13 protein-coding genes are annotated in these 15084 nt (G+C 36.5%); 9 read left to right on the top strand and 4 right to left on the bottom strand.

The annotated features are described in order from the left end of the window. The first annotated feature begins 142 nt into the window (after window positions 1-142). The 3 genes from PSF67_RS17015 to PSF67_RS17005 all read left to right on the top strand — a co-directional run bounded on the left by PSF67_RS17015 (window position 143) and on the right by PSF67_RS17005 (window position 3102). On the top strand, window positions 143-964 hold the full coding sequence (locus PSF67_RS17015; protein WP_195698262.1) for an MBL fold metallo-hydrolase: 822 nt from the start codon (window positions 143-145) through the stop codon (window positions 962-964). A gap of 14 nt (window positions 965-978) precedes the next feature. Next, on the top strand, window positions 979-2229 hold the full coding sequence (locus PSF67_RS17010; RefSeq protein WP_195698261.1) for an MFS transporter: 1251 nt from the start codon (window positions 979-981) through the stop codon (window positions 2227-2229). Window positions 2230-2388: 159 nt separating this feature from the next. Continuing rightward, on the top strand, window positions 2389-3102 hold the full coding sequence (locus PSF67_RS17005; protein ID WP_102139469.1) for an MgtC/SapB family protein: 714 nt from the start codon (window positions 2389-2391) through the stop codon (window positions 3100-3102). A 90-nt stretch (window positions 3103-3192) separates the two neighbouring features. On the opposite strand, the gene hypT is transcribed toward PSF67_RS17005, so the two are convergent. Next, window positions 3193-4101 (bottom strand): hypochlorite stress DNA-binding transcriptional regulator HypT, encoded by a 909-nt coding sequence (gene hypT / locus PSF67_RS17000; RefSeq protein WP_102139470.1) that lies wholly within the window; start codon window positions 4099-4101, stop codon window positions 3193-3195. Between the two features lie 460 nt (window positions 4102-4561). On the opposite strand from hypT, the gene PSF67_RS16995 reads away from it, so the two are divergent. The 6 genes from PSF67_RS16995 to PSF67_RS16970 all read left to right on the top strand — a co-directional run bounded on the left by PSF67_RS16995 (window position 4562) and on the right by PSF67_RS16970 (window position 12102). Beyond that, window positions 4562-5290 carry an aspartate/glutamate racemase family protein gene (locus tag PSF67_RS16995; protein ID WP_272677307.1) on the top strand — a complete coding sequence of 243 codons (729 nt, stop codon included), beginning with the start codon at window positions 4562-4564 and terminating at the stop codon, window positions 5288-5290. A gap of 70 nt (window positions 5291-5360) precedes the next feature. Beyond that, window positions 5361-6662 (top strand): anaerobic C4-dicarboxylate transporter, encoded by a 1302-nt coding sequence (locus PSF67_RS16990; protein ID WP_094963063.1) that lies wholly within the window; start codon window positions 5361-5363, stop codon window positions 6660-6662. A gap of 731 nt (window positions 6663-7393) precedes the next feature. Then, window positions 7394-8467, top strand: coding sequence for a zinc-binding dehydrogenase (locus PSF67_RS16985; RefSeq protein ID WP_102139472.1), 1074 nt, complete (start codon window positions 7394-7396; stop codon window positions 8465-8467). A gap of 151 nt (window positions 8468-8618) precedes the next feature. Continuing rightward, complete coding sequence (locus PSF67_RS16980; RefSeq protein WP_375373115.1) at window positions 8619-9479, top strand: ABC transporter substrate-binding protein; 861 nt, start codon at window positions 8619-8621, stop codon at window positions 9477-9479. 156 nt (window positions 9480-9635) lie between these two features. Continuing rightward, a complete protein-coding gene (locus PSF67_RS16975) occupies window positions 9636-11120 on the top strand; it encodes a sugar ABC transporter ATP-binding protein (RefSeq protein WP_102139474.1) in 1485 nt (494 codons plus the stop codon). Window positions 11121-11130: 10 nt separating this feature from the next. Next, the gene (locus PSF67_RS16970; protein WP_004905244.1) at window positions 11131-12102 is read left to right on the top strand and encodes an ABC transporter permease; all 972 of its coding nucleotides are present in this window, start codon (window positions 11131-11133) and stop codon (window positions 12100-12102) included. Between the two features lie 158 nt (window positions 12103-12260). On the opposite strand, the gene PSF67_RS16965 is transcribed toward PSF67_RS16970, so the two are convergent. The 3 genes from PSF67_RS16965 to PSF67_RS16955 all read right to left on the bottom strand — a co-directional run bounded on the left by PSF67_RS16965 (window position 12261) and on the right by PSF67_RS16955 (window position 14715). Further along, on the bottom strand, window positions 12261-13268 hold the full coding sequence (locus PSF67_RS16965) for a LacI family DNA-binding transcriptional regulator (protein ID WP_102139475.1): 1008 nt from the start codon (window positions 13266-13268) through the stop codon (window positions 12261-12263). A 223-nt stretch (window positions 13269-13491) separates the two neighbouring features. Then, window positions 13492-14286 (bottom strand): sulfite exporter TauE/SafE family protein, encoded by a 795-nt coding sequence (locus PSF67_RS16960; protein ID WP_102139476.1) that lies wholly within the window; start codon window positions 14284-14286, stop codon window positions 13492-13494. 42 nt (window positions 14287-14328) lie between these two features. Further along, the gene (locus PSF67_RS16955; RefSeq protein ID WP_102139477.1) at window positions 14329-14715 is read right to left on the bottom strand and encodes a thioredoxin family protein; all 387 of its coding nucleotides are present in this window, start codon (window positions 14713-14715) and stop codon (window positions 14329-14331) included. Between the last annotated feature and the right edge of the window lie 369 nt (window positions 14716-15084).

Below are 15084 nucleotides of genomic sequence, written 5' to 3'. Positions count from 1 at the left end.
TCACTGAACAAAGTAACAACTATTGGCAAAGCAAACCCTCGATATTATTATTGGAACGTTCAAATTAGCTTGTTTTTTGTTTGAACATCAACATCAGGGATCAAAAAACCCAAAATAAAACAATAAAATACAGGTAATTATTATGAAACTTCACTTTTTAGGCACTGCGGCTTCTGAAGGTATACCAAATCCTTTTTGCCGTTGTGAGCACTGCCAGAAAGCAAGAGAACTTGGGGGAAAAGATATTAGAACCCATTCTTCCGCGATTGTGGATGATCTTATGCTGATCGATGTTTCCCCGACATTTAGCTATCAGCTAATGCGTGATGGAATGGACGCAACTAAGTTTGAAAGTTTACTATTTACCCATACCCACCCTGACCATTTTAATGTCGGCGATTTATTCAGCCGCATGGAAGGTTATGGTTTTGAAATTCACCATCCATTACATATTTTCGGTAATGACCGAGCAATTAATGGCTGCCTTGATGTTCTGCCTGGCTACAGCAAAGAGCGTTTCGATTTCCACTGCTTAATCCCTTTTGTCACCGTCGAAAGAAATGGTTATAAAATTACGCCATTACTCGCAAATCATGCTAAATGGGAATTGTGCTACGTCTATCACATTGAAAAGGATGGGAAAACTATTTTTTATGGACATGATTCAGGTTGGTTCCCTGAATTAACATGGAAATGGCTAGAAAATAAACAGCTTGATATTGTCGTATTTGAATGCACTTACGGACTCAATGGGAAAAATCGTACAGATAACCACATGAGCCTAGAAACCGTATTTGCCGCTAAAGAAAAACTACAACAACAAGGTTGCCTGCATTCAGAAACTCAAATTGCTGTTTCACATATTTCCCATAGTGGCAAATTACTTCATGGTGAATTAGAAGCGGTTTGTGCGCCTTATAATATCCGCGTTGCTTATGACGGATTAACTCTAGAAGCACATTAAGAGGAAAACTAATCATGGACATGAAAATAACCTCTCGCTTACTGATTATGATGTTTGTGCAATATTTCATGCAAGGCGCATGGAATATGACCATGGGACTTGTGTTAAGTACTTATGGGATGGCAAATATTATTGGTAATGCTTACGCTTTATTAGGCGTGGCAACCATTATTTCTCCTTTATTTATTGGTATGGTTGCAGACCGCTTCTTTGCCTCACAAAAGGTAATGGGAACACTGCATTTAATTAATGCGGTCGTTATTCTATGTGTTCCTCAATTTATTGAGGCACAAAATAGCGGTATGACCTTGTTTATGATTTTTATTATTGGGCTACTGTTTTATCCAACAACTGCACTCTCTAATAGCATCAGCTTCTCTCATATCAATGGCGTGAAATATTTCCCTATTATTCGTGTATTCGGTACATTTGGTTTTATGGCTATCGGATTTATATTAGGGGAAATGGGCTTCTCGGGTAGTACCATGACTTGGTATATTGCATCCGCTGTTGCTGTATTACTGGGTTTCTACTGCTTTACTTTGCCAAATACACCACCAAAAGCGAAAGGTAAGCCTTTCTCCGCTAGAGATATTTTATGCTTAGATGCACTTTCATTATTTAAAGACCGCTATTTCGCTATCTTAATGTTTAGCATCTTTGTATTAATGATACCCAAAACAGCTTACTCCGCTTATATTCCTGTATTTATTAAAACACTTGGATTCGATAATGCGGCATCTATCATGCAAATTGGTATTGCATGTGAAGTCCTGTTTATGTTCGTTCTGTCCTTCTTCTTAATGAAGTTCGGTTTCAAAATTACCTTACTTCTTGGCGCGGTGAGTTGGATTATTCGCTCAATATTATTCTCCTATGCTGCGGTAGATTCCGGTTTTTACTTCATTATTATCGGATTGATGCTTCAAGGATTATGCTGGGACTTCTTCTTTACTGCCGGTGATATCTATGTTGACCGTAAAGCAAAACCAGAGATACGAGCACAAGCTCAAGGTTTACGCTTTATTGTTTCAAATGGCTTCGGTTTGCTATTTGCTTCAACAATTTGTGGTGAAATCTTTAATTCAACTGTCACAGAGACGGGTAGCGCGGCATTACCACAATGGGAAACATTCTGGCATTACCCAGCTATCGTCGCCGCTGTTGTCACTGTTTTCTTTATCTTCTTCTTTAAAGATGATGTGTCTAAAAAGAAAAATAACGAAGGTGAAAAAGCAGTAAGTAACGTTGCTATACCCAAATAATTCGAGTTGCAGGTAGGCGACAAGCGAAGATAGACGGGGAATAGAGATAAACTATGTGGCTCGGCTAGCTGAGTGTAGTCAACACCGCTGCAACTTGAGGGGTTACGAGTATACACAGTAAAAACCAAGGAAAGAGTAAGCCTACGTCAGGAGCAAGCCATGGATTTATTTATACAGTTTGTTGACACCATTGGCCCTTTATCACTATCAAGTATCGCTAAACTACTGGCCGCCTTTGTTTTAGGCGGCTTAATTGGCTTAGAACGTGAATCAAAGGGAAAACCTGTTGGTTTTAAAACTTGTGTCATTATCGCCGTTGCCAGCTGTTTATTAACTATCGTTTCTATTCAGTCAGCGGAGTATTACGCCAATATCTCTGACAATATACGTAGCGACCCGATGAGATTAGCTGCACAAATAATTAGTGGAGTGGGATTTCTAGGCGCTGGAGTTATATTACATCGTCGCGATGATGCAATCTCAGGTTTAACAACAGCAGCCATAGTTTGGGCATCAGCCGGTGTTGGAATAGCCTGTGGCTCAGGGTTTTACTGGCATGCTGTCATCGTTACAGTTCTTTTTTTCTTAGCAATACAGCTCAGCCCGCAAGTTGCGTTATTTCAGATGAAAAATCAAAAATTAGGAAAAATAAAAGTTCGTATGTTATTTACTCATGAAAAGGGGGTTCCCTTACTTATTGAGTACCTAAAAAGTCACAAAGACTTAATTGAGAATCTCACCATCAGAGATATCAAGAAAGAGCGCGTCGAGGTAAATTTAAAGCTATTAGTACGCCAAAAAATCACTTTACCTGAATTTTACTGTTCCTTAAAACAGTTAGATTATGTGCATTCTGTTTCTCTAGATCACTAACCCTCTTCTTTTCAAGGTGCTATCTTTTCATATGAGCTTAAATAACCTGCTTACATTCGCAGGTTATTTACCTATAAATTACCTTTCCCACTATAAATTCCGTAAATCCTCTGGAATATTCTTTTTCAAAATGCGCCAGAAGTCCTCTGCGGTTTTATTTAGTCGTGTATCCATGCGATAGATGTACGCTTGGATAGGTATTGTTAATTCAGGCGTATCCAAACAAACCAGTTTTTTTTCTTTCAATTCATTCACTACGGAATAAATGGGTAACCATGCAATGCCATGGCCATCCAAAGCCATATTTTTTAGTAACTCACTCATTGATGACATAAAAAGTGTTTTCGAATTGATCGCACCAAACTCACTTAACCGACGATTAACTAACCTTCCCATATATGAAGCACTGGTGTAATTCAGCAACGGCACTTGAGGTTGATAGATATCAAATAGCGGCTTACCATGCTCATCCGCTGCACAAATTGGATATAATTCAGATTCAAATACATTCAATGAGGAAAATGGAGATTGCATTAAATCCTCATCATAAAATGAGATAATAAAATCACTTTTTCCTTCTCTCAATGCGTTCACAACTTGTACCACATCAATGGCTTCAACATGGTAAACAAACTCCTCACCGTAACCAGACAGCCCATGAACCAATTTAGGCAGTAATGTCAGTGACAACGAATGAGCGGCGGCAATTTTAATATTCGGTAGGCTCAATACATTGTGACCGGATAGTTCATTTAAGTTACATTCCAGTTGTTGTAATAAACTACGCGCTTGAGAATGAAAAATTTTGCCCTCTTCAGACAACTGTAAAGGGGAAGTCGTTCTATCAAATAATTCAACGCCAATGGCTTCCTCTAAAGCTTTAATACGACGGCTAAATGCGGGCTGAGAAATACTCCGCTGTTCTGCTGCATGAGAAAAATGTCGACATGATTCTAGAGTTAAAAAATCATATAGCCATTTTGTTTCTATATTTTTCATCTTATTAAGCCTTAAATTGACTTGCTGTTAAAATATAAAAAACTAAAAGTATTTTTATTGATATTTTGAGTTAATGACTAGTTAAATAACAAAGCTAAATTTGTAATAGCGTTATTTGTATTATGCATAGCCCTACCATTTAAAACATTAACAAAAATCAAAAATAATTTTCATTTAATTTATTTAATTCATAAAACCTAGTCTATTCAGGCCTTCAGAGCAATTTATAAAAATATTTTTATTTTGAATAAAAGTTCTTAATGCGTATCTTGCATCAAACCATACTTACTTGCATTTCTCATCCAAGACAAACATTGATAAATATTAACCACAAGTTAAGCAGCAATAAGTAAGTTAATAATCACTTGAATATTAACCAATATGTTAAATAAATGAAGAAAGATAAGCATTTATTGATTTTTATTTTATAAAAAGGCTAATGAAATGCAGGGGTATTAAAATGAAAGGTTTAATTGGTGTATTAGGTGGTATGGGGCCTGCCGCTACTGTTGATTTATTTAATAAATTTGTAAGCTATACCGTAGCAAATAGAGACCAAGAGCATATCCCTTTAATTATATCATCTATTCCTGATATACCGGATCGAACAGAAGCGCTATTAAACCATGGTGAATCACCTTTACCTTTAATGACTGACTATTTAAAGAAACTAGAAAGTGCCGGGGCCGAATGTATTGTTATACCTTGTAATACAGCACATTTTTGGTTTAGTGAACTAAAAAAAGCTTGCCATGTCGACATGCTAAGCATTGTTGAAACGACAATGAAAGAAGTACTAGCAACCAAGAAAAAAAATATCGGATTACTTGCAACAAATGCCACTATGTATATGGGACTATATCAAAAAAACATAGAGAATAAACATTTAAACTGCATTACTCCTGATAAAAAAAGCCAAGAAAATGTAATGGAAAGCATTTATTTATTAAAATCAGGAAATAAAAAAATTGCTGAATCCATTATGAAACAGCAAGCTGAAATTTTATTTTCCCGAGGTGCCGAAATTATTGCACTTGGCTGCACCGAGGTTCCCGTCATTCTTGAAAATGAAATTAATAGTTATCCAGATAAATATATTGACTCAACCAGCTCATTAGTCAGAGCAAGTATTCACTGGTATGAAAACAGAGTCGGAAAACAAAATTTAATGATAAATAAAAATATTTAACTTATATCAACTATCAAAAATTAATTTTTTAATATTACTAATGACAATATATTGTCTATTGGAGACGATTATGGTTTGGCTAGAAATCATTGTTGTATTAGGTGCAATATTCTTTGGTATACGCATGGGCGGAATAGGTATAGGACTCTGCGGTGGGTTAGGATTAGCGGTATTAACTATCGGATTTGGTTTACCTATAGGTTCACCACCTGTTGATGTTATTCTGATTATTATGACGGTTGTGGTAGCAGCATCTGCATTACAAGCTGCGGGCGGGATGGATTATCTAGTCCGCCTAGCCAGTAAATTTATGCGTAAAAATCCTAAGTATCTAAACATTATAGCGCCAATCACCACTTGGGTGATGACTATCATGGCTGGTACAGGTTTCATTGTGTTTTCTATGCTGCCTGTGATAGCAGAAATTGCGAAAGATTCGGGTATCCGACCATCTAGAACATTAGCAGGCTCAGTGGTTGCCTCACAAATTGCTATTTCGGGCTCTCCAATCAGTGCAGCAATGGCAGCGATGTTGACAATCATGGAAGGTAATGGCATCACTTTTATCGTTGTCATGTCAGTATGTTTACCCGCCTCTTTTGTTGCTGCCATGGTTGCCGCTTTTATTGCATCACGTCAAGGCTGCGAACTTGAAAACGATGAGGTCTATTTAGAACGTTTACAAAAAGGCTTAGTTCATAAATATGAAGAGAAAAAAGGCGAGAGCACAACGAGAGAAAAATTCTCTGTTGTTCTATTCATTATTGCCACGATTGCTATCGTGATCCTCGCTGCATTCCCACAATTACGTCCTGGTTTTGATATCGGTAAGCCGATGGGAACACGAGATATCATCATCATTTGTATGCTAAGTGCAGCATGTTTGATGGTGGTTTTCTGTAAAACATCACCTGATTCTATTGTATTAGCACCAACATTCCGCTCAGGAATGAGTTCTCTTGCAGTGATCCTCGGAATTGTGACATTAGGTACCACTTTTGTTGATGCCCATATGGACCAAATCAAGGCCATCGCGGGAGATGTATTATCTGCATATCCTATTTTATTGGCTTTAGTTCTGTTTTTGACCTGTGCCTTGTTATATTCACAAGGTGCCACAACACCATTAATAATTCCATTAGCCATTGCCTTAGATGTCCCGACATGGGCAATTTTGGCCTCTTTTGTCGCCGTCACCGGGGTATTTGTCTTACCCACTTACCCAACATCATTAGCTGCCATTGAATTCGACTCTACTGGGTCTACTCGAGTCGGAAAATATATTTTAAATCATCCCTTTATGTTACCAGGGCTAGGTGGAATTATTGCCGGTGTCGCCTTCGGCTTTATCATTGCACCAATGATTGTCTAGCACTAGGGTGTGAGTCTCCCTCACACCCTTTACGCTGTAATAAAATGATTTTATTGACAAAATGAAGTTAAACTTTGGCTCTATTTAGCTTTATACTTTGTTTAATTGGTAAAATACAATTACGAGGTATAAAGCTATTTTTTTTCATACCTATAGGTATATCTGCAAAAAATATTATGACAGCGTATCAAAATGGCTCATTACTCTATTTAATTTTTTAAATTAAATTTTATAAATTAAAAATAATGGCCTATTAGCCATTCAATATCTCTTTATTAAATGTAGTTTAAATTTGTTTTCATTCAAAAGTGTGAGCTGAAATGTTTTTGCATGAATTATCCGCTTCTGAAAATAGTTAAAATAATTATACTCGGCTTCATATTCATTTCTAAAAAAACAAAATAAGGAATGAATTAAGATTTTTATCATGATTTTCATCATGTTACAGATTCAGTTTCGGCAGTCTCATTTCCCAATGAAAGTACTCAATTAAGTGACTAAAATTAGGGCTTGAATCACAAATTTTAGTTTTTAAGATACTTACTTTCAAAAATGACGACGTCGTCATATTAAAAAAAATTTATTTTATCTATAACATTAAATAACCATTTTTCTTACATACATACATTGTTCATAGTTAAGCGTTAAAAAACTAAAGCAAATGCGTTATAAAAAAACGCTTAATGTTGACGTCAACATTAGGGTTAACAACTAGAAAGAGGTCTTAGAACATGAGTAACCTACCTGAAAAAATGAAAGCGGTTGTTTGTCATGGTCCACATGATTATCGCTTTGAAAACATTAAAAGGCCGGCACCAGGATTTAGAGAAGTTGTCATTAAAGTTGATGGATGTGGGATCTGTGCTGGCGACTGCAAAGCCAATGATGGCGCTCAGATGTTCTGGGGAGATGATCCATGGATAAAAGCCCCCGTTGTTCCTGGCCATGAATTTTACGGACGTGTTGCTGAACTTGGTGAAGGTTCTGCTGAAAAATTTAAATTAAAAATAGGCGACCGGATCTTAGCTGAACAAATTGTCCCATGTTGGGAATGCCGTTTCTGTAAATCAGGCAAATACTGGATGTGTGAAACTCATGATATTTACGGTTTCCAAAAAGAAGTTGCCGACGGTGGTATGGCTGAATATATGCGTTTTTCAGAACGCGCCATTATCCATAAAATCCCTGATGAACTGTCTGATAAAGATGCCGCATTAATTGAACCAATGGCTTGTGCTATCCACACAGTACGCCGTGGTGATATCGATTTAAATGACGTCGTCGTCATTGCTGGTGCAGGCCCACTCGGGCTGTGTATGATCCAAGTCGCAAAATTAAAAACACCGAAAAAACTGGTTGTCATTGATGCGATTGATGAACGCCTTGAATTAGCAAAAAAATTTGGTGCAGATGTCGTTATCAACCCACTGAAAGAAGATGCCATTAAGCTAGTCAAAGATATGACGGAAGGCTATGGCTGTGACGTTTATATTGAAGCAACGGGCGCGCCTATTGGTGTCACTCAAGGGCTAGAAATGATCCGCAAACTTGGCCGTTTCGTGGAATTCAGCGTATTTGGTAAAGAAACAACGGTTGACTGGTCAATCATAGGTGACCGCAAAGAACTCGATATCCGCGGAGCTCACTTAGGGCCATATAGTTATGAAGTCGCTATTGACCTATTTAGCCGTGGCTTAGTTAGCGCTGATGATATCGTTACTCACTTCTATTCCATTGATGATTGGGAAGAAGCCTTTGTCATGGCGAAATCGGCAGACTCAATTAAAGTCGTCATCAAGCCATAAACATGTTTTAACTGGTAGTAATAATTGATAATTCAAATAAACACTAAATAAGTAAAAACCCTACATATAATTAAACGCTCTTTTAGGAGAACATCTTATGCTGAGTAAATTTAAAAAGTTAGCTGTAGTTGCAAGTGTACTGACTTTAGGTATGACATTTAACGCTACCGCTAAGCCAGTTTCAGTGGGCATGTCATTTCAAGAATTAAACAATGAATATTTTGTCACCATGAAAGAAGCCTTAGAGAGCGCAACGGGTGATATGGGCGCACAACTATACATTTCTGATGCGGCTCATGATGTATCAAAACAGACCAGTGATATCGAAGATATGTTACAGAAAAAAATCGATATTCTGTTAATTAACCCGGCAGATAGCGTGGGTGCTGAAACGGCTGTACTGGCAGCGAAAAAAGCGGGAGTTGTTGTTATCGCTATTGATGCCCAAGCAAATGGCCCAATTGACTCTTTCGTTGGTTCTAAAAACTATGATGCTGGCTTAATGGCTGGTAAACGTTTAGGTGAAGCATTAGGCGGCAAAGGCGAAGTGGCAATTTTAGATGGTATCCCTGTTGTGCCAATTCTTGAGCGCGTTCGCGGCTTTGAAGCGGCGATGAAAGAATACCCGAATATTAAAATCGTAACTAAATTGAACGGTAAACAAGAACGCGATACCGCAATGAACGTGACAGAAAACATGTTGCAAGCAAACCCAACGCTCAATGGGATTTTCAGTGTTAACGATGTCGGTTCTTTAGGTGCGTTAGCGGCGATTGAGTCCTCTGGTCGTGATGTCAAATTGGTGAGTGTTGACGGTTCTCCTGAAGCGGTTGCTGAAATTGCCAAAGGTAACTCGCCATTTATTGCTACTTCGGCGCAATTCCCTCGTGACCAAGTTCGTATTGGTTTAGCTATGGGCTTAGCAAAATACTGGGGTGCCAATGTCCCTAAAGAAGTCCCAATTGATGTTAAATTGATCGACAAAACCAATGCTAAAGACTTTCACTGGTAATCGTTAGTTATCAATAACCAATGTATTGCACCTGTATTTCTGATGTTCGGTGCAATACATTTTCATAAATATTAATTATTAAATGCATATTGGAATAAAAATTCCAAATGGCTTTGTTACCCATTTTTAAGCAGTTGAGAAATATAGGGAAGCAATATGATGCAATTATTAGCATTAAAAGATGTCAGTAAAACTTTCCCTGGGGTTAAGGCGTTAGATAATATTAATCTCTCCCTAGAAAAAGGGGAGGTTCACGCATTATTAGGTGAAAACGGCGCAGGTAAATCAACGCTAATGAAAGTGTTATGTGGAATACATAAACCTGATAGCGGACAAATTCTGATTGAAGGCAAAGAACACACCTTTCATAACTACAGAGATGCAATAAAAGCAGGCGTAGGTATTATTTTCCAAGAATTTTCTCTTATTCCTTATTTAAATGCTTTTGAAAATATATTTTTAAATAGAGAGTTGAAAAATAAGTTTGGTTTATTAGATAGAAAATTAATGCGAAAAAAATCGCAGGAAATCCTAGCTGAACTGGGTGTAAACATTAATATTGATGAGCCCATTAGTCATTTAAGTATTGCAGAACAACAGTTTGTTGAAATCGCAAAAGCACTGTCTTTGGATGCTAAGATTTTAGTGTTAGATGAGCCAACTGCGACATTAACACCCAATGAAGCAAACCATTTATTCGATGTAATGCGCGATTTAAAAGCTAAAGGGGTTGGAATGTTTTTTATTTCCCACCATTTAGAAGAGATTTATGAAATCTGTGACACCATCAGTGTACTACGCGATGGACAATATATAGGGTCGCGTAAGGTCGATGAAACAGATTTAGACGTTATTATCGAAATGATGGTTGGCCGTGAAGTTGAAAATATTTACCCTCATAAACGCCAATTCAACGAGCAAGAAGTCATCTTAGATGCGGAAGTTCAGCGTTTTTCATATAGCCCAACTAACCACCTTCAATTAAAAAAAGGTGAAATTTTAGGGCTTGCTGGATTAGTCGGTTCAGGTCGCACAGAAACTATTCTTGCCATGATTGGTGCTGATAAGGCTTACAAGAAAAAAGTTGTTTTAGAAGGCAAAGAAGTTAAAGTTAAATCAGCTGCGACTGCACTGCAATTAGGTATCGGTTTATTACCAGAAAGCCGAAAAACTCAAGGACTTGTATTGCCATTTTCCGTTAAAGAAAATATATGGCTAAACAATCACGCTCAAAAATTATTTTTAATTCAAAACAAAAAAGAACTCACTTTATCTATTGATTTAATTTCCCAAGTAAAAGTTAAAACACCAGAGCCTCACACTGCAGTTTCTACTTTAAGCGGTGGAAACCAGCAAAAAGTTGTTATTGCTCGCTGGCTAAATAAACAAGCCAAAATTCTTATTTTCGACGAACCCACTCGAGGTATTGATGTTGGGGCAAAATCAGAAATTTATCAATTAATGCGCTCTCTAACTGAAAAAGGAATTTCCATTATTATGATTTCATCGGAGCTACCAGAAGTTATTGGTGTCAGTGATAGAGTTTTGGTTTTTCGAGATGGTGAAATTGCCGCTGAGTTAACTGGAGACGAAATAAACTCAACTCAGATCATGGTACATGCGGCCGGCAATATTATATAGGATAACGACTATGTCTAATCAAAGTGCAATTCCATTAACTAAAAATAAATTTAGTTTTTCTAAGCTAACAAAAATACCTGCATTTTTACCACTCGTTGGTTTAATTCTTTTATTTGTCTGCATGTCCATTTTTAATGAACATTTTTTAACTGTAAATAACCTTTCGACAATTGCTCGTCAGGTTTCTATTAATGCCATTATCGCTATCGGTATGACATTTGCTATCTTAACAGGTGGAATTGACTTGTCCGTTGGTGCTGTTATGGCGCTTTCTGGAACCTTGATGGCAGGCTTAATGAAGTATTATGGAATGGACCCTTACGCCGCAATTGCTCTGGGTTTATTATCCGGTGTTGCTTTTGGCTTCATTAATGGAATTTTAGCCGCTTATGGTAAAATGCCACCAATTATTGTCACCTTAGGTGCTATGATTATTGCTAAAGGGCTAGCCTTAATTTATACCGGTGGCTACCCAGTGTCAGGATTACCTCAAGAGTTTGCTTTTTGGGGACGCGAAGAATTAATGGGAATTCAAGTTCCTATTTTATTAATGCTTGGCCTTTATCTTATTTTCTATGTTGTACTAAATCATGTCTCTTTTGGCCGTTATATTTACGCCATTGGTGGTAATGAAGAAGCTGCGCGCCTCAGTGGTATCCGCGTTGAACGTTATAAAATGTTAGTTTACGTCATTAGCGGTTTTACTGCTGCATTCGCTGGGTTAATATTTACCTCTCGAGTAATGAGTGGGCAACCCAATGCAGGGGTAGGCTTTGAGTTAGATGCGATTGCTGCGGTCGTACTCGGTGGCGCCTCAATAGCAGGAGGCCGTGGTATGATCATTGGCACACTCATAGGCGCAATGATCTTAGGTGTACTTAATAACGGTTTAAATTTATTAGGTATTTCACCTTATGTTCAATATATTGTAAAAGGCCTAATTATTTGGGGTGCGACATTAATTAGCTCAATGAAACGCTAAATTAATAGTCCTTCATCGCCATTAAAATAGGCAGGTATCGCTACCTGCCTATTTACATTTTTCATGCTTCAAATTGTATGGATGTCGATTGCACTTACATACAACTCGAATTCTTTAGAGTATATAAAAATCATAACCTACTTTAATTCTAAATATTATTAATAAACAACAAGTTTTCCATCAACAAATATTTGTTTTGTTTTATGATCTTTATGTGAATCTCGCTCTATCTCAGAAAATAATAACTCTGTTGTTAATTCACCAAGATATACCGAATCATGATGTACACCAGAAATAGATAAATGGTAAGTATCTGCATAGGGTGGTAAATCTACAGAGAAATAACGGCAAGAAAGTCCTAGTTCTAAAATAATTTTATACATCCCTGCCGTAATAATTCCATTCAGCCCAACAATATACATATTAGGCGTATAAAGCTCTTGAACTTTTTTTCTTAGATAATCTTCATCATTCTTATTAAACATATAACTGCTGTATAAGACATTAATATTTTTTCTATTTGGAAAGTTTTCATATATACCCGCTAAACGAGACAAACTAATTTCAGATCCTTCAGGCCCTGAAACAATAAGTGTATTTTCACTATTTTGCTGGTTAAGAAACTTTCCTGTTAAAGCGCCAATTTCAAAGTTTTTCAAAAACAACCCCGAATACTTATTCTGATAACCATAAATTGAACGGTCAACAAAAACTAAAGGCACATTATGTTGGTCAATTAATGATAAGTAACTTGGTTGATAGTCTTTATCATCACGAACTGGCGACAGTAGGATCCCACTCGCTTTGTAGCTGACTAACGTTTCGATTGCTGTTTTTTCTGCTTTTTCATCGCTATCTGAATCGAAAATCATGACTTGATAGCCTTTTTCTTTCGCTAAACGTGAGACCGTTTGAATCAGTACGACATAAAAAGGGTTAAATGTACTATCAGTAACCACACCTATTATGCGGCTATTTTTATTTTTCAGATTACGTGCAAAAAGATTTGGCACATAATTGAGTTCTTGCGCTATAGCTAATATTTTATCCCGAGTTTCCTTCTTTACCATCTCAGGATGATTAAATGCCCTAGAGACAGTAATATCCGTTACATTAGCACGTTTAGCTATATCAATTATCGTTGTTGAGCTATCTTGTTTTGTCATAATTATACTAGTCAACCTTTAATGATTACCCAGAAGAATATATTAGTAATCCATTGCACTATTATCAGGGTAGAAAAATGCGATGGTTCATTATACCTTTTTGAGCTTGAAGATAAATCAATTTCACTTTCTTTAAGAAGAATAAGTGACTGATAATTCAAAATAGTGACATACAGCATAAATTATAAAAATTTAATTAATAATCTGATATTTGAAATTTATTTCAAATGACATTTAACTCAATTAATACTGATGAGATCAATCCTAAAGCGACAAAGATGACAACACTTGAAAATAGCATTTGAATGGTTTTATTAGAAATATAATGTGTTATTAACCGACCAATTAATAATCCAATGACACATGAAACAATAAAAACAACACTAATTTCTCTAGGATATTGGAACCCATTCCAGACATTAATGAAAATACTAATACTACCAATACAGAAAATAACCATTAACGATGTTGCAATAATGCTCTTCATATTCAAATTAGTGAACTTTCGCAATGCAGGAACAATAATAAAACCACCACCGACACCTAGCATACCAGTAAGTAACCCTGTAATGACACCAATCCCCCCAAAGATTAACGCTGTTTTAGTGTTCCAAATAAATTTCCCAGTTTCAGTATTAATTAAACAATGTGCATCATTTTGCTCATCAACCCTATTGAAAAATATACGCCCCCCGACATAAAGCATAACAAGGCTAAAAATAAGAGTTAACCAAACTGGAGGAACAATATGGGCAAGATAAATACCATACTTGGCAGAAGGAATACTCAGTAGTGCTATCCAAATAGCCGCTTTATAGCGAATATTCTTTTTTATAAGCCCTTGAATAACACTAATAAAAGCCGCTATTGTAATAGCTAAAAGCCCGACAGGTGCAGCTAATGCTACACTCCAATCTTGGCTTGCCATTAAAGCAGGAACAGCAAGAATTCCCCCGCCAGCTCCCGTCAAACCTAGTAGACAGCCTATCAATAACCCTTCTAATATCAGTATTAACATTATGAATGTCTTATCATTATTATTAAATATATTCGCTGAATATTAACGCTTACTGAGCGTTTTTTCCAATTCCATTAGTACCTTATTAAATGGCATTTCTCCTGCAATAATATCGATTAACCGAGTATCTTGAAAAACCGCAATTGTCGGCACTGATTTTATACCATATTGAGGTGCCAAAGTAGGAGATTGAGCAATATCAACAATGCCAAAAATGATGTTATTTTCTTGAAAATATTCAGAAAGTTTAGTAAAAATAGGTTTCATATTTTTACAAGGCAAGCACCAAGATGCCGAAAAATAAACGACAACCGTCTGATGGCCTTGCGACCCTAAAGGGTAAAGTATATTTGAGAAATTATCACTATCTAGTGATAAGATATTGTGCATTATATGCTGCCTTTTTATCAATTTATCCTGAACTAACATACAGAAACAATATACTAGATAATATACCACTTCTTATCCATTAGTTGATCAATATTAATTAAATATTTCATTATTCTTATTTAAGATAAATAAATTGTTAAAATAGTTTTCAAGCACCATCAACACTTATATTAATCTATATTTTAAACGTTATAGCAATCATATTATTTAGCAAAATATAAATATTTTTATAATTAAGCCATACTCTTCACACTTATTAAAACCTTTAGTTTTTTTATTTAGATTATGGCAGAAAGGCATCTGACGGATCTCAACGAAATCCAACTGCATGAGTATGGCAAGTTCAACTCTTTAGCTCCTTAACATAACATTTTCCAAATGGCTGATCACGGTGCGTAAAGCACGTGG

The sequence above is a fragment of the Providencia sp. PROV076 genome, from assembly GCF_028483405.1.
In the GTDB taxonomy this organism is placed as follows: Bacteria; Pseudomonadota; Gammaproteobacteria; order Enterobacterales; family Enterobacteriaceae; genus Providencia; species Providencia huaxiensis.
The sequence above is the reverse complement of the archived record's forward strand: the minus strand, read 5'-3'. Positions and strand labels throughout refer to the sequence as shown.